The following is an 18883-nucleotide window of genomic DNA, read 5'->3' on the forward strand; positions in this document are numbered from 1 at the left end:
AGCCAGAAATACAGAGGACAACACGTTTTTCCTCTGTATTTCTGGTCTTTCTCTGTACCCTCTGTAAATTCGCTGTTGCTGTTCCCTCCCAGGCGCGAAGCTAGTGCCGGATGGCGTCCAGGCGCGCAATCTCCTCTTCCGACAGGCGGAACGTGCCGGAGCCCATCACCCCCTGTACCTGCTCGCCGTTGCGCGCGCCGACGATGGCACCGGTGACGGACGACAGGCGTAGCGTCCACGCGATGGCCACCTCGCCCGGCGAGCGCCCGTGCGGTTCGCCGATGGCGCGCAGCTCGTCCACGATCCGCAGGTTCTTCGACAGGTGGGGCTCGGTGAAGTCCGGGTGCCCGCGCCGCCAGTCGCTCTCGGGCAGGTTCGCCGCCCGCTCGCGCGTCATCGCCCCCGTCAGCAGCCCCGATTGCATGGGCGAGTAGACGATCACGCCGATGCCGTTCTGCTCGCAAAAGGGCAGGATCTCGTCTTCCACCTCCGGGTGCACCAGCGAGTACGGCGGCTGCAGCGACGTCACGGGCGCGATCTCCTGCGCCATCGTCAGCAGCCCCACGTCCCAGTTGCTGACGCCGATCCAGCGCACCTTTCCCTCGCGCTGCAGCTCGGCCATGGTGCGCCAGCCTTCCTCGTTCTGCGCGAAGTCATCGTCCACCGGCCAGTGGATCTGGTACAGGTCGATGGCGTCCACCTTCAGCCGGCGCAGGCTGTCTTCGCACTCCTTCCGGATGGAATCGGCGGTGAGGTTGTTGTAGGGATCGCCCTCGCCCTCGTTCCAGCGCAGGCCGCACTTGGTGAACACCCACGGACGCGCGCCGGACCACCCCTCCAGCGCGCGCGCCACCAACTCTTCCGAGTGGCCCAGGCCGTACACGGCAGCCGTGTCGATCCAGTTCACCCCCAAGTCCAGCGCACGGTGGATGGCCTCGATGGCCTGCTGGTCGTCCTGCGGCCCCCATCCGAACGCCCATCCCGGCCCGCCGATGGCCCACGAGCCGAAGCCGATGGGCGTGATCTCCATGTCGCTGTTGCCGAGCTTTCTCGTCTGCATCTTCCCCGTTCTTCACGTGCCGTCGTCCGTGCATCCCTGTTTGGGCGGCCGTGGACGTTGCGCAATCCGTGCCCAAGCGGATGGAGCGCCGCGGCGCGCGTTTCGCTGCGGAGCCGGTTTCCGACAGAGATCGTACCGTCGATGGACCCGTTCCGAAGGAGGCGTTCCGGTGAAGACTCGTTCGACGTTGATGATGGCCTTCGTGCTGGCTGCCGGGTGCGCGCCCCCGCAAGCTGCGCCCGCCGCCACGCCGGAGGTGGCGCCGGTGAGGACGATGGATGCCAACCAGGCACTGGACCAGCTGGCGGAGGCGTTCTTCGAGGCTACCCTGCCCCTGAGCCCCACGACGGCGACGTTCATCGGCGACGCGCGGTTCAACGACCGGTACACGGCGGGGTTCGTACCGGAAACGCGCGCCGCGTTCAGGGCGCTCGGGGCGGAGTACGAGGCGCGGCTGGCCGCCATCGACCGCGCCGCGTTGGAGGAGGAGCATCAGCTGACGTACGACGTGTTCCGCTGGAACCTGGAGAACGCGCGAGCGGCCGAGCAGTTTCCGTCGCACCTGATGCCGCTCAACCAGTTCTTCAACTTCACCGCCGGGTTCGCGCAGATGGGCTCCGGGACGGGGCTTCACCCGTTCAAGACGGTGAAGGACTACGACGATTTCCTGTCGCGCATCGGCGCGTTCGAGCGGGTGGTGGATGCGTCCATCGCCAACATGCGCGAGGGCGTGGCGACCGGCATCGTGCAGCCGCGCATCCTGATGGAGCGCGCGCTGCCACAGCTTTCGGCGCACGTGGTCGCCGACCCCGCGCAGAGCCTGTTCTGGGGGCCCATCGCCAGCATGCCGGCCACCTTTTCCGCCGCGGACCGTGCGCGGCTGACGACGGCGTACACGCAGGCCATCCGCGAGCGCATCGTCCCCACGTTTCGCCGGCTACACGACTTTGTGCGCGACGAGTACCTGCCGCGCACCCGCACGACGGTGGGCCTCTCGGCGCTCCCGAACGGCCGCGCGTGGTACGAGCACATGGTGCGGACGAGCACCACGACCAACCTGACGCCCGAGCAGGTGCACGAGATCGGGCTGGCGGAGGTGGCGCGCATCCATCGCGAGATGGAGACGGTGATGCGGCAGGTGGGGTGGACGCGCGACCTGAAGTCGTTCATGCAGCACATGCAGATGGCGCCGCAGTTCCGCTACGGTACGCGCGAGGAGATGCTGGCCGACTACCGGGCCGCCCAAGCGCGCATCGACGCGTCGACGGACCGGCTGTTCGACGTGAAGCCGCGCGCGAACTACGAGATCCGCCCCGTGGAGCCGTTCCGCGAGCGCAGCTTTTCGGGCGGATCGTACACGGCGGCGAGCCCGGACGGATCGCGCCCGGGCGTGTTCCATCTGAACACCTACGATCCCGGCTCGCGGCCGCGGTACGGAATGGAGTCGCTGCTGATCCACGAGGGTTCGCCCGGGCACCACTTCCAGATCTCCATTCAGCGCGAGCTGGAGCACCTGCCCCGCATCCGCCGCTTCGGCGGGTTCACGGCGTACGCGGAGGGCTGGGGATTGTACGCGGAGACGCTGGGGCGCGAGCTGGGGCTGTACCAGGACCCATACCAGTACTTCGGCTATCTGTCGTCGGAGCTGTGGCGCGCCATCCGGCTGGTGCTGGACACGGGCATCCACGCCAAGGGGTGGACGCACGAGCAGGCGATCGCCTACGCGCAGCAGAACTCGGCGAACAGCCTGACGAGCACCCAATCGGAGGTGGAGCGGTTCAGCGCCATTCCCGGGCAGGGCCTGGCGTACAAGATCGGCCAGATGAAGATCACCGAACTGCGTGAGCGCGCCCGCACGGCGCTGGGCCCGCGCTTCGACATCAAGGCCTTCCATCGCGCGGTGCTGGAGAGCGGCGCCCTGCCCCTCGACGTGCTCGACGCCAAGATCGATCGCTGGATCGCGGCCCAACAACGGAGGTGAACGCGAGCACCGTTGTCCAACGGAGGAGTGTCGCTCGGAGGCCGGCGCTTCCGATGGGCGGGAGAGCAGCAGCACGCCTACGGGCCGTATCGAATGCGAGTTATTCCGGCCGGGTTTGGCCGCTGGCGGCAAAGGTTCTTGACAAGGGGTGAACAAACACCGAAGATTATCGTGCTTACACCCTCATCGGGAGCGCTGCTGTGGCCGCTAGCGTGTCTGATCTCCTGCAGGAACGGATTCGGATAGAAACCCGAATCGGTAACCGGGTCGCCGATCTCTGGTCCGTCCTGCAACCGGAACTAGGTATATCTGCGGAACTCAGGACGACCTCACCACAGGTTCGCATTGGACAGGCGACGATAGGGCTAGAAGTTTCCGTCCGCGGACGACCAACTCCGTTTGACGAAGAACGTACAGCTACACACGTCTTTGAGATCCCGCCGCATGTTCTGGATCTGGACTCGGATTCAGCGTGCGAAGTTCTTCGTCGCCTCTTCCCGCTCCAATGTACAGCTTGCGGACTTGTGCAGGCGCTTGGTTCAACCGCCTGCAGGTCGGCTGCTGGTTGCTGGGAACGGCTCGTCTGGCGGCGAGAGGCGCCGAAGCCGGCCTACTACGTTGAAGAAAGGGACACCTGGGGGTACTTCGATGCAGCGCCAGCAAGAGGGCTCCGTTTCGTCGTTGAGCTTGCAACCAACCAGGTCCTCCGCATCGAGTACACGCTTCGCAACCGGCAACGTTGGGTCACACCGACGGTCGAGACGCAGGCACAGGTCCTAAAAAAGCTCGCAGCCACTATCAGAAGCGACCTTCACCACGCTATCGATGGCCGGATTTCGAGGTACGCGGATCCAGCTTGCTTTGCCTTTGAGCTGCCGGGTTGGTGCGATGGACCCGCACAATCTGCCCCGACCCACATGCACGTGAGCCGGTCGCATATTCGGGTCATGTAAATTACGGGGCAGAGCTGGCGTACAAGATCGACGGATGAACGTGACTGAGTTGCGCCGCTGCGTCCGCGTGCGTTCCACCGCACGGTGCTGGAGCGCGGCGCCCTGCCCTTGGACGCGCTTGACGCCAAAACCGCTGGATCGCCAGCGGCACGCCGATGTCGATCGTATCAATGCGTCACGCCGACGGGATTGAGACAAAGCTTTGTGTTCTCGGCGAGTTGCCCGAAACCGCGGTTCTTGATCGGACGCAGCGCCGCTGGTTACATCTATTTACTCTAACCCCCGAGTAATGGCCACATTGAGAGTAGCACAACGAAAGTAATGAGAGCAGAAACAAACCCCAAGCTCCGGAATGGCTGATTCCTAAGATCCAAGAACCAGCGCATACGGAATGTGGCCACACCCGCCGCTTGTGCCCCTTTGACCAATACTGTCGAAACAACATACAGCCAGAGCCATATTGACGTGGCATATGTCCCGTAGAACCACGCGCCGAAGCCTAAAGCGATTATATCCTTCCGTGGTACACTTGATTCTAGCGTCATTATTCCCGGCAAGTACGCCGGATTCATCATGGCAGAGATGAATTCCGCCCACATCGTATTTGCGATGTTCGGTAACCCTGTCGTTCTTGGACTTAGATTGATGTTAGCTAAGACCATCCCAGATACCATTACCGCAACATTTAGCCGCGCAAGAAGAGTTGTAACGATAAGATCTGAGACTAGTAACAATCCAACTGCCATCCGAGTCTTAGCTCGCTGCACGTGCGCCAAAATCACGCGGGTCTCTAAGAGTGAAATGTAATCCGGTAGCAGTGTGCATACGGCCCACCAGATAAGCAACAGCTTGGCTCGTGTGGGCATTGTCAACAGGTTCGATTGACGAAAGTACGCGAGTACCTCTGGGTCAGCACTGATGGTGATAAGCAATAGAACACCTGTCGTCGCAACTGAAGCTAGAGACGAACGAGCGAAGCAGCGCCACGACAAATGTTTTTTCCCAAAAACAGTATCAAATGCTTCCACCAGAACAACCGACCAACGTAGTACGATATCTTTTCCACGGTAGTTTGTTAAGGATCGGTAAAGACTGTACCGCGCTCTTTTTGACGCTACCGTTTCTAGCCGGTCGAAAACGGTCCATACGAAGCCGGCGCCTCCCAATGCTGCGCCGACAAAGAGTAGTATGGATGTTGGTTGTGCGCTCATGATAAGAGATTTTGGTTGAAGGAAACCAATCTTCCAAGTACAACCGCAATGAAGCTGCCCGCCTCGCGGAATAGGCGTTAGTTAGCTCATACCGATTACTAGGTCCCTTGCTCCTCGCCCACCGCCCTGCGCAGTTCCGCAGCCAGCGCGGTCAACCTCGCCGCACGGGCTTCGAATCCGCTGGCGATGCGCGACAAGTTCTCCGGCATTGGAGCTCGCCTGCCGATCGCCCATGCGCGGAGAACGTCATACTTGAGACCTGCATCCTCGGCGAGTTGGCGCATTGAGAACGGGCCGTCTCGCAACGCACGTTGCACGAGGCTGATGATGTCTTCTCTCACGGACGTGCATCCCTGGCGCAAAGGCGTTCACAAAACCGTTGACGGCACCTGTGCCGTTCACTAATTTGTAAACGCAGGGCAATAGAAGAGGCTGACCACTCTCCCGCAAGAAGATCCGGCCAGCCTCTCACCGCGAACCGACCCGAAGGCCGCCCGCTCGCCAAGAGTAGCCCTGCCCGGCGCCAAGGGTCAAGAGGATTGGAGGCCACGATGAGCGCAGCCCAAGACTCCCCCGCCCCGGCTCCCGCCGAGCCTACTGCGGCCTACGCGATCATCAAGCAGAAGAAGAGTCGTTGGTGGGAGGTGCGCGATCCGGCGGGCGAACTGGTGTGCTTGACCGTGTACAAGCGCGGCGCGATCGAAGTGGTTCGCCGGCTCGCGGCGTAAGACGAACCACCTCACGCACGACGGCGCGGCGCCAGATCCTGGCGCCGCGCCGTCGTTTTTAGCGTAGCAAAGAGCCGGTAGCCGCGTCCGAGTCGCCAGATGGCTCGTGTCAGGTCGCGGCGGCGAGCGGAGCGGCCGCCGGGACACGGACGGCCCCGCGCGCCGGAAGGAAGGTCGCGATTAGCTCCCAGAGCGCGAACAGCACGACGCCGGGGAAGAGGAACGTGAAGTCCGTAAGCCCAAGCCCCACCACCAGCGGCGGCGCCATCCCGTGCATCGCGGCGCCCAGGATTCCCAGCCATGTGATCCACCGCGACCCAATCACCCGCTCGCGCGCACCCGCCAGCATGAAGCCGATCATCGTGACGGAGAACACGGGATACAGGACCACCGCCAGCGCCAGGTGAATGGTCAGGATGGGCGTGGTGCGGCCAGCCATGAGGCTCGCGTGGTCCAGGTAGGCGAACGTATGGAACACGGCCTCGGTAGCCATCAGCGCCGTGCCGATCACCGCCAGCCGCGCCCACTTGGCGGTGCGGGTGGGTAGCCCGCCGGCGCGGCGGAACAGGATGAGCGCCGCGAGCAGCGAGATGTATCCGGCGAGCACCAGCACGTGAGAGAGCACCCAGTCCGGGTGAGCGAGCATCTCGGCCATGCTGCCGCCGGGGTGGCGCGGGCCGCCGCCGAGGATGCCGACCGCGCCGAGAAGCAGGAAGAGACGCCAGGGTTGGAAACGAACCTTGCTCATACCGTTCTCACTCCAGGGAATCGGGTGAACGCTTCAGATTCGGCGAAGATAGGGCAGTCAGGCCGAGGCGTCTTGTACAGAACGGCCATCGTCGTGGAACAGGTGGCCGACGACGGGGCCGGCCGCCTCGGCGCGGTATTCCTGCGGCGTCATCGCGGCGAACACGCGGAAGTCGCGGCGCAGGTGCGCCTGGTCGTAGTAGCCGGCGCCCTGCGCGATTTGCCCCAGGGTGGTCGATGAAGGGGGGGAGATCAGGTGCGTGGCGCGGACGAACCGTGCGACGCGCACGTATTCGGCGGGCCCGACACCCACGTGGTCGTTGATCATGCGGCGAAGGTGGCGCGGGGAGATGGCCAGCGTCCGGGCCGTCGTCCCCACCGGGTCTTCTCCGCGGGCCTGTCGCAGCACGGCGCACGCGTGCCGGGCCATCTGTGCCCCACGCACCGGGCGAAGCCGCTTCAACAGCCACTGGACGATCAGCTCGCACTGCTCCGGGAACCCGGGCGTTTCGCGCAGCCGCTCGCCCATGATGCGCACGTCGTCCGGGAGGTCGGAGCCGTGCATCTCGGCGTTCAGGAGCTCGGCGGGCGAAAGCGGCATCAGCCCCGCGCAGCCCTCGGCACGGAGCACGATGCCGAGAAGGTCTACCTTCCCGCCCGGACGAACGATGTAGGGCTTCGTCCTCAGCCCTCCCACCCAGGTGCAGCCCTCGTCCACCACGTGGTCGCGCACCCCCGGCACGACCCCGTGCAGCGGCGCACCCAGGTTGAACAGGTAGTCGACGTTCCCCTTGGGCAGAATGGTTTCCCGCATCCCGGCGCCGTCCCAGCGCGTGCGGAAGATCGCCTGCAGGTATGGATGCAGGGGATGGTCGCGTGGCGGCAGATAGAGATGCGGGGTGAACGGGCTCGACACGGGGGCTCCGGGCAGGGGGAGCGGATTGCGGAGGGGAACCGCGCGGGTGTGGTGGACCGACAGGACGTCGTGGGGCGATCACCCGATGACGTCCAAGAAGGCGGATTTCAGCGGAATCCGCAAGGGCACCGACGCGTCCAGAGCCGGCGCGGAAGAGCGGGTGAACCCGCCGCAACAACGGCGGAAAGCCCCAAGCAGCGCCGCTGTCGCGGCCCTGCTCGGGGCTTCACCGGCACGAACACGAGACCTGCCGATGCGCACCTGTCATCCCGACCGAGCGGCCACCCGGAACCTGCCCGCACGCGGCACTGCGCAGCGACGGAGGGATCCGCCACACACTCGCCGGAGCGCACCGGGCCCTACGATCCCACGGGCCCGCCGTATCGCAGAACGATCTCACGGCACGCCTCCAGCGCCAGACCGCGCGCCCACGCCTCCGCCTCGGCGATCTCCTCGTCCTTCCTGGACAGCGCCGAGGCGGCCCAGTACTGGCGCTCTGTGCCGATCGGCAGGTGGGCCGTTTCTGACACCATCGCGGTGAATGCGGCTTTGACACGGTCATCGTGGCGCAGCCCAAGCCTAAACAGAAGCGCGTTCATCCGCTGCGCGTTTGGCAGAACGGGCACGCGGCCATCGAGGATGGATTTCGCGAGCGCGAACACCTGGCGCTCGAGCTTTCTCTGCAGATCCGGATTTGGCCCGCCCACTCACCCCCTACCGCGAAGTCGTGGGGTAGCCCGCGCGCGTACGAAGGGCGTGGCCCGTTCGCGCGGCGACGGTGCGCAGGAGGACCGCCGCGCCCAGGAAACCCGCGATTGCGAAGATCACGCTTCCGGTGGGGCCGCCCAGCACCAGCCCGGCCACGGCCCCGGCAATCGTCCCCAGCGCCGTTCCACCGATCGCCAGCCCCAGCGGCACCTGTCGCAGCAGCAGCCACCCGGTCAACGGGGCCAGGATGCCACCGATGATCGCGCCGACGTAGACGCCCAGCCACAGGCCCTGCGGCACGAGCAGGGCTTGCGCGGGGCCAAGCATCATCAATGTCGTGATCGCGCCCAGCGCAGCGCCGATCACGCCGCCCGTGAGCGCCAGGAGAACGGTGAGGATGAGGATGCGCACAGGTCGGGAAGTCGTCGGCTCAGGCGATGTCGATCGTGGATCCATGAACCAGTCTCCACGTTCCCGCGGTCGGCCGCAGGAGCTTGAATGTGACGGTATTACGAAGGGGGACACGTTCGGCAGGCACTACGGAGGTGGAGCCGCAGTAGTTTCGGTCGCGCTACGCCCGCGGGTGATGGCTACGGTGCTCCTGCTGCAGGTACGTGCGGTCCACGTGGGTGTAGCGCTGCGTCGTGCCGATGTCGGCGTGGCCCAGCATCTCCTGCACGGCGACGAGGTCTGCCCCGCCCTCCAGCAGGTGCGTGGCGAACGAGTGGCGCAGCACGTGGGGGCTCACCCGCTTCTCGATGCCCGCCGTCTGCACGTGCTGCCGCAGGATCTTCCACACGCCCATCCGCGTGAGCGGCCCTCCGCGCGCGTTCAGAAACACGCGACCCTCGCCCTTGCCGCGGTCCAGCACCGGCCGCGTTTCGCGCAGGTAGATGGAGAGCGCGCCGATGGCCCGCCGGCCGATGGGCACCAGCCGCTCCTTGGCCCCCTTCCCGAAGACGCTGGCGAACTCCTCGTCCAGGTACAGGTTGCGGATGCGCAGGTCCGTCAGCTCCGACACGCGCACCCCGCTGGCGTAGGCAAACTCCAGCATCGCCCGGTCGCGCCAGGCCAGCGGGTGCGACAGGTCCGGCGCCTCCAGCAACGCCTCCATCTCCGCCACGCTCAGCACGTCCGGAAGCTTCTTCCAGGCCTTGGGTGTGGCGATGCCCTCGCTGGGCTCCGCGACCACCAGGTTTTCGCCGAGCAGAAAGCGAAAGTAGGTGTGCAGCGACGAGACGTTGCGGCCGATGGACGACGGGGCCAGCCCCAGGTCCTTGAGCAGCAGGAAATAATTGCGGAGATCGGACGTGGTGACGTCGCCCGGGCTGGCGCGCCCCTTGGTGCGGGCGAACTCGGCCATGCGCACGACGTCGTGCTCGTACGCCTCGAGCGTCTTTTCGGACAGCCCGCGCTCGAACCGCAGGTGGTCCAGGAACGGCTGGACCGCGAAGGAGAGCGGCGGCGCGGGCTTGTCCGCGACGGGAGGGGCCGACTGGCTCACTCGCGCGATTCCTTGCGGCTGCGGTACCACCACCACAGGACGATGGCGCCCAGAACGGCGGCCGCGATGGCCAGGTACCGGCCCGACGCCTCGACGCTGGCGCGGATCTGCTCCCAGTTTTCGCCCGCGGTGGCGCCCAAATACACGATCAGCCCATACCAGGCGGCGCTGGCAACCGCGATAGGCACGGCGGCGCGCCAGAAGCTCATCCCGCTAGTCCCGGCGAAGATGGGGACCACCGCGCGGAACGCGGGGAGAAAGCGGCTGATGAAGATCACCTTCACGCCGTGCTTGTCGTAGAACCCGGACAGCCGCTCCATCTGCTTGGGCTGCAACAGGAATCGTCCGGCCCGTGTCCGAAAGAACGCGTCGCCGTACTTCCTGCCGATCAGGTAGATCACCAGCGCGCCGCCCACGTTGCAGGCCCAGACGATCAGGAACGCCATCCACGGGTTCACGACGCCCTGCCCCGCCAGGAACCCGCCGGTGAGCGCGATGACGTCCGCCGGCACGGGGGGAAAGAAGTTCTCCAGCCCCGCGAACGCGCCGATCACCACGTAGACCAGGGCCTCGGGAAGCCCCTGCATCCACTCGATCAGCCGGTCGATGAATCCACCCACGTGATCCCTGCTCTCGTAGTTAGGTGCGTCGCCACGCCCGTGTTGTCATCCCGATGGAGCGGCCACGAAGAGCCAGCCCGCACTACATGGACCGCAGCGACTGAGGGATCCGCCACACACGTCGCTCATTCGCGATGCAGCCCTCCCTGCCCCGAATCCAGGTCCGTTTCTTCGTCTCCGCCAAATGCAGCTTCGATGCAGCCGCAGCCACCGGGCCACAGGCCGTAGTGTGTGGCGGATCCCTCAGTCGCTGCCTCGCTTCGGTGCGTCGGACGGTTCGGCTTGGCCGCTCCATCGGGATGACAGGCCGGCTGCGTAGCGGCTCGTCGAGTCCGGATTGCGGCGATCACAGGCTGGTGTCGCGGCGGTGCCGCGCGTGGAGGACGTCCAGATCCTCCAGGCTGTCCACCAGCGCCACGGCGAACACGGCGATCCCCTCGCCGCGCCCGATCCAACCCATCCCCTCGTTGGTCTTCCCCTTGATGGAGATGTGCCCGGGCGAAATGCCGATCACCGACGCCAGCCGCTCCTGCATCGCGGGCGCGTGCGGCCCGATCTTGGGCGTCTCACAGACCACGGTCACGTCGACGTTGACGACCTGGTAGTTGCGCCCTTCCAGAAGACGGACCACCTGGGCCAGCAGTTTCAGCGAGTCGGCATCCTTCCACTGCTCGTCCGATGGCGGAAAGTGCCGGCCGATGTCGCCCAGCCCGGCCGCGCCCAGCAGCGCGTCCGTCACCGCGTGCGCCACGGCGTCGGCATCGGAGTGCCCGGTCAGCCCCCGGTCGTGGGGAATCTCCACCCCGCCCAGAATCAGCTTGCGCCCCTCGGCGAACCGGTGGGAATCGTAGCCGTGCCCAATCCGCATGCCGCCCGCGTCCTTCGTTGTGAGTTGGATCCCGCCGCTCCGGGCAAGATACCGCGTCGGCATAGCCGATGGAACATCCCGCGCACGAGACCCGCGTGGCGCAAGGCCGTGCACGAGCGCTACCTTCGCCTGCCCTGCCCGTCCAACCCGAACCGACGTACCATGCTGGAGCTGTCGCCCGACGAGATGCGCGCCCTCGGCTATCGCGCCGTGGACATGATGGTGGCCCACCTGGCCGCCCTTCCCGACGAGCCCGTGTTCGGCACGGCGACGCGCGCGGAGATGGAGGCTCGCCTCCGCGAGCCGCCACCGGCCGAGGGCCGCGGCTGGGAAGCGGTGCTGCAGCGCGTGGGCGACGAGGTCTTTCCCCCGATGACGCACCTCACGCATCCCCGCTTTTTCGCCTACGTCCCCGGGCCCAGCAATTTCGTCGGGGCGATCGCGGATGCGCTGGCCTCCGGCTTCAACCCGTTCGTCGGCGCGTGGGCCATGTCGCCCGGCGCGGCGCAGGTGGAGCTGGTGACGGCGGATTGGCTGCGCGAGGCGCTGGGGATGCCGTCCACCGCGGGCGGGCTGTTCGTCAGCGGGGGATCGATGGCCAACCTCACCGCGCTGGCCGTCGCCCGGCACAAGCGGCTGGGGGATGATGCCAGCCGTGGCGTGATCTATTGCTCGGACCAGACGCACACGGCGGTGGACCGCGGGGCCCGCGTCCTGGGATTCCGCCCCGACCAGGTGCGCAAGCTGGCGCCGGACGAGCAGTATCGCCTGGATGTGGACGACCTTGCCGCAGCCATGGACGCGGACGCGGCGGCGGGGCTGCAGCCGTTCTGCGTGGTCGCCAACGCGGGCACCACCAGCACGGGCGCGGTCGATCCGCTCGCGGAGATCGCTGAGCTGTGCCGCGCGCGCGGCGTGTGGATGCACGTGGATGGCGCGTACGGCGCCGCCGCCGCGCTCACGGACGAGGGCCGCGCCGCGCTGCACGGCATCGGGGAGGCGGACTCCGTGGCACTGGACGCGCACAAATGGCTGTTTCAGCCCGTGGAGTGCGGCTGCGTCCTGGTCCGCCAGGCGGAGGACCTGAAAGACACCTTTCGCATCGTCCCCGCGTACCTGCGCGACAACGACCTGTCGGCCGAGGAGGTGAACTTCCGCGACTGGGGCGTGCAGCTGACGCGCGGGTTCCGTGCGCTGAAGCTGTGGATGACCATCCAGGTGTTCGGGATGGATGCCATCCGCCAGGCCATCGCCCGGGGAATGCGCCTGGCCGAGGTGGCGGAAGAGGAGATCCGGTCGCTGGCCGATTGGGAGATCGTCACCCCCGCGCAATTGGGCGTCGTCACCTTCCGCCATCGCCCGAACGGTATCGACGGCGCGGAGGCGGACGACCTGCAGCGGCGGATCGCCGCCGGGCTGGCGGCGGACGGGTATGCCCTGCTGAGCACGACCGAGCTGCGCGGCCGCACCGTGCTGCGCCTGTGCACCATCAACCCGCGGACGACGGCCGAGGAGATGCGGCGGACGGTGAGGACGCTGGACCGCATCGCCCGCGAGCGGGTTGTTTCGCCCCCGCGTGCCGGGTAGCTTGCCGCCCATGGAAACCAAGCCCGTCTACGTCGTATCCGACGTGCACCTGGGAGGCGTGCCACCCGCCACCGAGCGCGCATTCCGCCGGTTCCTCGACCACGTGGCGGAACATGCGTCGTTCCTGCTGATCAACGGCGACCTGTTCGACTTCTGGTTCGAGTACCGCCACGTGATCATGGCCGAGCACTACCGCGCCCTGGCCAAGCTGAAGGACGTGGTGGAGGCCGGCGTCCCCATCGCCTTCGTGGGCGGCAACCACGACGGGTGGGCGGGGCCCTTTCTGCGCGACGAGATCGGCATCGCGCTGCACGAGGGGCCGGTGGAGATGGATCTGGGAGGGCGGCGCGCGCTGGTGGCGCACGGCGACGGCGTGGGGAGCGGCGACCTGAAGTACCGCGCGCTGAAGTGGACCATCCGCAACCGCCTGTTCACCGGCGCGTTCCGCGTGATTCACCCCGACGTGGGAACGCGCATCGCCATGCTGGCCAGCACCACCGAGCACAAGGCCGAGGCGGGCGACAAGCGCGGCAAGAACCGCGCGGCGTTCATCCAGCGCTGGGCCGAGGGCGAGCTGCGAGCGCGGCCGGAGATCGACCTGGTGCTGGCCGGGCACGCGCACGTGGCCTCCATTAGCGAGGTGGAGCGCGGGCGATACTACGTGAACTCGGGCGACTGGCTGCGGAGATTCGACTACGTGGTGCTGCCCCCCGGCGGCGGTCCGCCCGAGTTGCGCCACTGGCCTGAGGACTGACGCCCATCCATCTCCAGCTAGGGCAAAAACATCGGCGGGCGCCTTGGGGCGTCCGCCGATGTCGGTTCAGCTGCATACCGGGCGCTTGAAGGCCGCCATCAGGTCAGTTCCCACCCTCGTCCATGTGGTTCAGGTTGCGGCTGACGTGGTGGATGTCGATCAGCGGCCCGCTCACGTAGCGGTCGGCGTTGGTGATCTTCCCGGCGGTGCTGCCGTGGTCACCCCAACAGCTCGTCCATGCGCTTCGCCGAGAACCCCGCCGTGGCGCGGTCGCCGCGGACGACCACGGGGCGGATGATGAAGGTGTACTCCTCCGTCATGTGCCGCAGGAGGTCGTCTTCGGAGAGCTGCTGCTCGTGGAGTCCCATCTTGCGGTACTTCATCGCGCGCTTGCTGAACAGCTTCTCCGCGCCGCCCACCTTGCGCGCCAGGTCCTCTACCTCGGCACGCGAGAGCGGCTGCGTCTTCACGTCGCGGAAGTTCCGAATCGTCACGCCGCGCTCCTCAAGATACCCCACCGCCTTCTGGCACGTCGTGCAGTAGGGCAGGCCCACCACCTCCACACTCACGCTGTCCGCCATCACCATCTCCCGTTCCCAAGATGCCGGCGGCGCCCGCGTCTCGTTCGCCGCCTCCCGTGAAGAGAACCGGGAGGATCGTCCGAGGCAACACCGGTTCCCTGCGGCATCACGGCACCCAATCCGCAACCCCTCGTGCGATTTCCTGACTTCCCGCCCGACAATATCTCCTGCATGTCCTTTCCCCCGCCCCCGATACACGATCATGCGCAAGGTAAAAGTCCTCTTCTTCGCTGCCGATCCTGCGTCCCTTTCGGCTGATCGCTCCAGGCTGCGGCTGGACGAGGAAGTCCGGCAGATCCGGAAGCGGGTGGAGGCCGCCGTCTTCGGCAACATGCTGGATTTCGATTGGCGGCCGGCTACCCGCACCCGCGACCTGCAGCAGAAACTGGAAGACACACGCCCGCGGATCGTCCACTTCAGTGGCCACGGTGGGAGCCAGGGGCTGGTGCTGACGGGTGCCGACGGCCGGACGCCGCGCCCGGTCAACACGGAGGTGCTGCGGGAGCTGTTCGAAAAGGACGCTGGCGTCATCCGCCTCGTGGTGCTGACCGCCTGCCACTCGCGCGCCCAGGCACAGGCGATCTGCGAGGTGGTGGGATGCGCGATCGGCACGCGTGACGCCATTTCGGACGACGCATCGATCACCTTTAACGCGAAGTTCTACAGCGCCATCGCGACCGGCCGGTCGGTGCGGGACGCGTTCGAGCGCGCCCGCGTGGCGCTGAGGCTGGAGCATCCCGCGGAAGGCGATATCCTGGAGCTCCTTCACCGGCCAGACGTCGATCCAGGCAAGATCGTCCTGGTGTCCCGCTTCCGCCGCTATGCCCGAATCGCGGCTCCGGCCGCCGCTGCCCTCGCGCTCGCCGCCGCCGTCGCGGCCGCGGTGATCGATTCGCCCGCGTCGCCTCCTGGTGAGCCCCCCGTCGCTGGGGAGCTCCGTCTAGGCGACTGTACTTCGCAGGGCACGCCGCGCCCGGCGGCGTACCGGCCCCTGGCACCCGTCTCCATGTCCGAAACCCCGTCGGACGCAGCAGCGGCCCTGGCACAGGCGAAAGCGTTCTGCCTCGCGGGACGACACGATTCCGCCGTCGCCTACTTCCAACGAGCGGCGGCGGAGGGCGAGCCGGAAGCCATGTCGTTCCTCGCGATCGCCTACGTGAGCGGAGAGGGCACGGCGCGAGACTCCGTGCGCGGCATGCGCTGGCTGACCACGGCCGCGAAGGTGAAGCGTGACCCGCGCGGGATGAACGCACTTGGCGTGGTATACGAGAACGACCAGCGCATGAGCCGGCGCTACTACCTGTCTCGGCACTGGTACACGGAGGCCGCGAAGCTCGGCTACGGCGAAGCCATGCGCAACCTGGGCAGGCACTACCGCACCGGCCTCGGCGTCGAGCGGCGCGACTCGGCCCTGGCGTGGTACCGGCGCGCGGCCGATGCCGGTTCGGTGGATGCGCTGGCCGACATCGGGTGGATGTACGAGCAGGGGCAGGACGTGGGCGAAGCGATCCGCTGGTACCGCCGGGCCGCGGCGGCGGGGTCGCCGCCGGGCATGTACGCGATGGGAAGGGTGTACCAGGGCGCGGTGGGCGTGCCGAGGGATTATGGCCAGGCGCGGACCTGGTTCTACCAGGCCGCGTGCGCGGGCTCTGCCCCGGCGATGAACGAACTCGGGGTGCTGTACGAGCGTGGGCTGGGCGGTGCCGCGGACGAGGGAGAGGCGATCGAATGGTTCCGGCGCGCCGCGGCGGCGGGGTCCACGGAGGGGGCGAGGAACGCCGCCCGGCTGAAGCCGCGAGGCGTACGGACGGTGCTCGCCGCGCTGGATCGCCCGCCGTCCGGGCTTCCCGCTGGCTGCGCGGCACCGCTCGGGTAACGAGGCGCAGGGGGGATGCCGCCGGTCTATGCGTCGCGATACGGGAGAGGGGGCCGCGCGGCGTGCGCGGCCCCCTCCCGTTTCCCCGCCTATGTCCTCCCCGCGATCAGTCCGCGGCCTCGGCCGAGGGCTCGCCGACCCCGGTGTACGACCGGCAGATGGCGTGCACCTCGTCGTCGCTGAAGGTGTGGTCGCAGGTCTTGGCGGCCTCGAACACGTGCGCGCACAGCGCCCCGTCGGTGCCGTAGCCGTGCGCCTTCAGCCAGTAGCGCACGTTGCTGATGCCGCTCATCGGCGAGATCTCGATCACCTGGTGCAGCCCGAACCAGCCGGCGGGCACGCCCGAGTAGATGCGGTCCGCCAGCCAGGCGTCGCCCTTGGCCTCGGCCTTGATGATGGCCGCGGCGTGCACGCCCGTCCCCGTGCGGAACGCGTCCTCGCCGAACACCGGCCAGTTGTAGGCGAGCGGCACGTTGCACGCCCGGGACGCCAGGGTGACGTACTCGTTCAGGCGCGAAACATCCCAGTCGTGCAGCCCCAGCAGCTTCAGGTTCACCAGCAGCAGGTCCATCTCGGCGTTGCCGCAGCGCTCGCCGATTCCCAGCGCCGTGCCGTGGATGCGGTGGGCGCCTTCCTCGATGGCCGCCAGGCAGTTGGTGATGGCCAGCCCGCGGTCGCGGTGCCCGTGCCAGTCCACCTTCACGTCCTCGCCCGAGGGCTTCACGACCTCGTCGAAGACGAAGCGGATCAGCTGGCGGACGCCGTGGGGAGTCGCATGGCCCACCGTGTCGCACACGCAGATGCGGCGCGCTCCACACTCGATGGCCGTGGTGTACAGCGCCTTCACCGTCTCGGGGCTGGCGCGCGTGGTGTCTTCGGTCACGTACATCACCGGCAGCCCCTCGCCGACGGCAAAGGACACGGCGTCCTCGGTGGCGCGCAGCATCCGGTCGAGCGTCCAGTCTTCCGCGTACTGGCGGATGGGGGACGAGCCGATGAACGTGGCCACCTCGATGGCCATCCCCACCTTCTGCGACACGTCCACGATGGGCTGCACGTCGGCGCGCACGGTGCGGGCGGCGCAGTTGGGCTCGATGCCCAGGCGGTTGGTGGCGATCTCGCGCGCCAGCGCCTCGACGTCGCGCACGGCGCGCGGCCCCGCGCCCGGCAGCCCGATGTCGGCCGAGGCGATGCCCAGGTCGGCCATCAGGTGCAGCAGCTGGATCTTGTCTTCGATGCAGGGGTCGGTCACCGACGGCGACTGCAGCCCGTCGCGGAGCGTTTCGTCGTTCAACTGAACGCCGCGCCGGGTACCGTAGTCGAACGACCCGTGCAGGGTGTTCCAGTCGTGGATCAGCTCGCTATCCTGCATGGCCGGACGGTGGTGCGCGGGATCGATTGGCGCGGGCTGGCCGCGCGTCGGAACGCGTAGAACGTAACGCACGCGCGGGCGCCGCGAAACAGTCCGGGGCGCACGGCCCGCGGTTTGACAGCACGGGGTGCGTACGGCAGAATCCGCGCTCTCACGCTCCCCTGCACCCGGACGGTTTTCCTGCGCGACCTTACCCGCCACTCCGCGCTAAACTCGCTGCGCGCGCGCGTGCACCACGCCGACGCCGACACCCTTCGCGAACAGCTGCGGCTGGTGTCCATCCCCGCCCCGCCCTTCGGCGAGGCGGAGCGCGGCGCGTGGGTGCTGGAGCGGTTCCGCGCCATCGGGCTGGCGGACGTGCGCGCCGACGAGGCGGGGAACGTGGTGGGCACCTGGGTCGCGGACGGCGCGGACGGCGCCCCCGTCGTCGTGGCGGCGCACCTGGACACGGTGTTCCCCGCGGGGACGGAGGTCACGCCCCGGCACGAGGGAAAGCGGATCTACGCGCCGGGGATCACCGACAACTGCCGCGGGCTGGCGGGGATGCTGGCCATCGCTCGCGTGCTGGCGGAATCCGGCCCCGCGGCGCAGCGTCCCGTGGTATTTGCCGCCAGCGTAGGCGAAGAGGGGATCGGCGACCTGCGCGGCGTGAAGCACCTCTTCCGCGAGGGGTCGCCCCTGCGCCGGGCGGCGGCGTTCGTGGCGCTGGACGGCTCGGGGATGCGCCGGATCGTCCACCGGTCCATCGGCTCGCGGCGGCTGCGGGTGGAGGCCACCGGGCCGGGCGGCCACTCGTGGTCGGACCGGGGTGCGGCCAACCCCATCGTGGCGCTGGGCGCGGCGGCGGCGGAGATCGGCACCCTGGCCCGGCCGGAGCCGCAGCGGTCCGCGCTGACGGTGGCACGCATGGCGGGGGGGAGCAGCGTGAACGCCATCCCCGAGTCCGCGTGGATGGAGCTGGACATGCGCAGCGAGGTGGCGGACGCGCTGGCGCGGATGGAGGAGAGCGTGCGCGGCGTGCTGGTTCGCGCGGTGGACGAGGAGAACGGGTCGCGACGGATGGGGACGGAGCCGCTGCGGTTGAAGGTAACGGTGATCGGAGACCGGCCGTCGGGCGAGACGCCGGCCGCCCATCCCCTGGTCCGCGCCGCGATGGACATCACGGGCTCCCTGGGCTCGCCCCCGGAGCTGGTGGGCTCGTCCACCGACGCCAACGTGCCGATGGCGCTGGGCATTCCCTCCATCGCCATGGGCGTGGGCGGCGACTCGGGGGGCATCCACACGCTGGACGAGTGGTACAGCAACGACGGTGGCGCGCTGGGGGTGGAGCGGGGGCTGCTGGTCGTTCTCGCGGCGGCGGGAGCGTGAAGAGTGCGTGAGTGCGTGAGTGCGTGAGTGCGTGAGTGCGTGAGTGCGT

Annotated in this window: 17 protein-coding genes; 6 read left to right on the forward strand and 11 right to left on the reverse strand. The window is 67.7% G+C overall.

Annotated features, from left to right (window positions below; translation table 11 throughout):
* Positions 1-100 precede the first annotated feature (100 nt).
* Positions 101-1060, reverse strand: coding sequence for an aldo/keto reductase (locus tag VGB24_RS03550; RefSeq protein WP_331071582.1), 960 nt, complete (start codon positions 1058-1060; stop codon positions 101-103).
* Between the two features lie 169 nt (positions 1061-1229).
* On the opposite strand from VGB24_RS03550, the gene VGB24_RS03555 reads away from it, so the two are divergent.
* Complete coding sequence (locus tag VGB24_RS03555) at positions 1230-3041, forward strand: DUF885 domain-containing protein (RefSeq protein WP_331071583.1); 1812 nt, start codon at positions 1230-1232, stop codon at positions 3039-3041.
* Between the two features lie 2262 nt (positions 3042-5303).
* Here VGB24_RS03555 and VGB24_RS03560 read toward each other — a convergent pair.
* Positions 5304-5546 (reverse strand): hypothetical protein, encoded by a 243-nt coding sequence (locus VGB24_RS03560; RefSeq protein WP_331071584.1) that lies wholly within the window; start codon positions 5544-5546, stop codon positions 5304-5306.
* 210 nt (positions 5547-5756) lie between these two features.
* On the opposite strand from VGB24_RS03560, the gene VGB24_RS03565 reads away from it, so the two are divergent.
* Positions 5757-5933, forward strand: a complete 177-nt coding sequence (locus VGB24_RS03565) for a hypothetical protein (RefSeq protein WP_331071585.1) — start codon at positions 5757-5759, stop codon at positions 5931-5933.
* A 109-nt stretch (positions 5934-6042) separates the two neighbouring features.
* On the opposite strand, the gene VGB24_RS03570 is transcribed toward VGB24_RS03565, so the two are convergent.
* From VGB24_RS03570 to ispF, 7 genes are all read right to left on the reverse strand, one after another.
* Positions 6043-6681, reverse strand: coding sequence for a hypothetical protein (locus VGB24_RS03570; RefSeq protein ID WP_331071586.1), 639 nt, complete (start codon positions 6679-6681; stop codon positions 6043-6045).
* A gap of 57 nt (positions 6682-6738) precedes the next feature.
* Positions 6739-7596, reverse strand: coding sequence for a helix-turn-helix domain-containing protein (locus VGB24_RS03575; protein ID WP_331071587.1), 858 nt, complete (start codon positions 7594-7596; stop codon positions 6739-6741).
* A gap of 359 nt (positions 7597-7955) precedes the next feature.
* Entirely contained in the window at positions 7956-8258 is a 303-nt protein-coding gene (locus VGB24_RS03580) for a hypothetical protein (protein ID WP_414676705.1), read from the reverse strand.
* Positions 8259-8310: 52 nt separating this feature from the next.
* On the reverse strand, positions 8311-8715 hold the full coding sequence (locus VGB24_RS03585) for a hypothetical protein (protein WP_331071589.1): 405 nt from the start codon (positions 8713-8715) through the stop codon (positions 8311-8313).
* A gap of 160 nt (positions 8716-8875) precedes the next feature.
* Positions 8876-9808, reverse strand: coding sequence for a site-specific tyrosine recombinase XerD (gene xerD, locus VGB24_RS03590; RefSeq protein ID WP_331071590.1), 933 nt, complete (start codon positions 9806-9808; stop codon positions 8876-8878).
* The gene (locus VGB24_RS03595; protein ID WP_331071591.1) at positions 9805-10428 is read right to left on the reverse strand and encodes a DedA family protein; all 624 of its coding nucleotides are present in this window, start codon (positions 10426-10428) and stop codon (positions 9805-9807) included. Before VGB24_RS03595 ends, xerD begins: the two co-directional genes overlap by 4 nt.
* Positions 10429-10774: 346 nt before the next feature.
* A complete protein-coding gene (ispF, locus tag VGB24_RS03600; RefSeq protein ID WP_331071592.1) occupies positions 10775-11296 on the reverse strand; it encodes a 2-C-methyl-D-erythritol 2,4-cyclodiphosphate synthase in 522 nt (173 codons plus the stop codon).
* Positions 11297-11404: 108 nt separating this feature from the next.
* On the opposite strand from ispF, the gene VGB24_RS03605 reads away from it, so the two are divergent.
* Both VGB24_RS03605 and VGB24_RS03610 read left to right on the forward strand, forming a co-directional pair.
* The gene (locus VGB24_RS03605) at positions 11405-12883 is read left to right on the forward strand and encodes a pyridoxal phosphate-dependent decarboxylase family protein (RefSeq protein WP_331071593.1); all 1479 of its coding nucleotides are present in this window, start codon (positions 11405-11407) and stop codon (positions 12881-12883) included.
* A 10-nt stretch (positions 12884-12893) separates the two neighbouring features.
* The gene (locus VGB24_RS03610; RefSeq protein WP_331071594.1) at positions 12894-13637 is read left to right on the forward strand and encodes a UDP-2,3-diacylglucosamine diphosphatase; all 744 of its coding nucleotides are present in this window, start codon (positions 12894-12896) and stop codon (positions 13635-13637) included.
* 218 nt (positions 13638-13855) lie between these two features.
* On the opposite strand, the gene VGB24_RS03615 is transcribed toward VGB24_RS03610, so the two are convergent.
* Complete coding sequence (locus tag VGB24_RS03615) at positions 13856-14218, reverse strand: arsenate reductase family protein (RefSeq protein WP_331071595.1); 363 nt, start codon at positions 14216-14218, stop codon at positions 13856-13858.
* A 202-nt stretch (positions 14219-14420) separates the two neighbouring features.
* Here VGB24_RS03615 and VGB24_RS03620 point away from each other — a divergent pair, with 202 nt between their 5' ends.
* A complete protein-coding gene (locus VGB24_RS03620; RefSeq protein WP_331071596.1) occupies positions 14421-16094 on the forward strand; it encodes a CHAT domain-containing protein in 1674 nt (557 codons plus the stop codon).
* A gap of 106 nt (positions 16095-16200) precedes the next feature.
* On the opposite strand, the gene VGB24_RS03625 is transcribed toward VGB24_RS03620, so the two are convergent.
* A complete protein-coding gene (locus VGB24_RS03625; protein WP_331071597.1) occupies positions 16201-17466 on the reverse strand; it encodes a hypothetical protein in 1266 nt (421 codons plus the stop codon).
* A gap of 228 nt (positions 17467-17694) precedes the next feature.
* Between VGB24_RS03625 and VGB24_RS03630 the strand changes: the two genes are divergently transcribed.
* Positions 17695-18834, forward strand: a complete 1140-nt coding sequence (locus VGB24_RS03630) for a M20/M25/M40 family metallo-hydrolase (RefSeq protein WP_331071598.1) — start codon at positions 17695-17697, stop codon at positions 18832-18834.
* Positions 18835-18883: the final 49 nt, after the last annotated feature.

This window comes from Longimicrobium sp. (assembly GCF_036399935.1).
Classification (GTDB): domain Bacteria; phylum Gemmatimonadota; class Gemmatimonadetes; order Longimicrobiales; family Longimicrobiaceae; genus Longimicrobium.

What these genes read in the sequence shown, in the direction of transcription:
- VGB24_RS03550 (WP_331071582.1), bottom strand. Translation starts at nt 1,060, where the DNA reads ATGCAGACGAGAAAGCTCGGCAACAGCGACATGGAGATCACGCCCATC.
- VGB24_RS03565 (WP_331071585.1), top strand. Translation starts at nt 5,757, where the DNA reads ATGAGCGCAGCCCAAGACTCCCCCGCCCCGGCTCCCGCCGAGCCTACT.
- VGB24_RS03570 (WP_331071586.1), bottom strand. Translation starts at nt 6,681, where the DNA reads ATGAGCAAGGTTCGTTTCCAACCCTGGCGTCTCTTCCTGCTTCTCGGC.
- ispF (WP_331071592.1), bottom strand. Translation starts at nt 11,296, where the DNA reads ATGCGGATTGGGCACGGCTACGATTCCCACCGGTTCGCCGAGGGGCGC.
- VGB24_RS03610 (WP_331071594.1), top strand. Translation starts at nt 12,894, where the DNA reads ATGGAAACCAAGCCCGTCTACGTCGTATCCGACGTGCACCTGGGAGGC.
- VGB24_RS03615 (WP_331071595.1), bottom strand. Translation starts at nt 14,218, where the DNA reads ATGGCGGACAGCGTGAGTGTGGAGGTGGTGGGCCTGCCCTACTGCACG.
- VGB24_RS03620 (WP_331071596.1), top strand. Translation starts at nt 14,421, where the DNA reads ATGCGCAAGGTAAAAGTCCTCTTCTTCGCTGCCGATCCTGCGTCCCTT.
- VGB24_RS03625 (WP_331071597.1), bottom strand. Translation starts at nt 17,466, where the DNA reads ATGCAGGATAGCGAGCTGATCCACGACTGGAACACCCTGCACGGGTCG.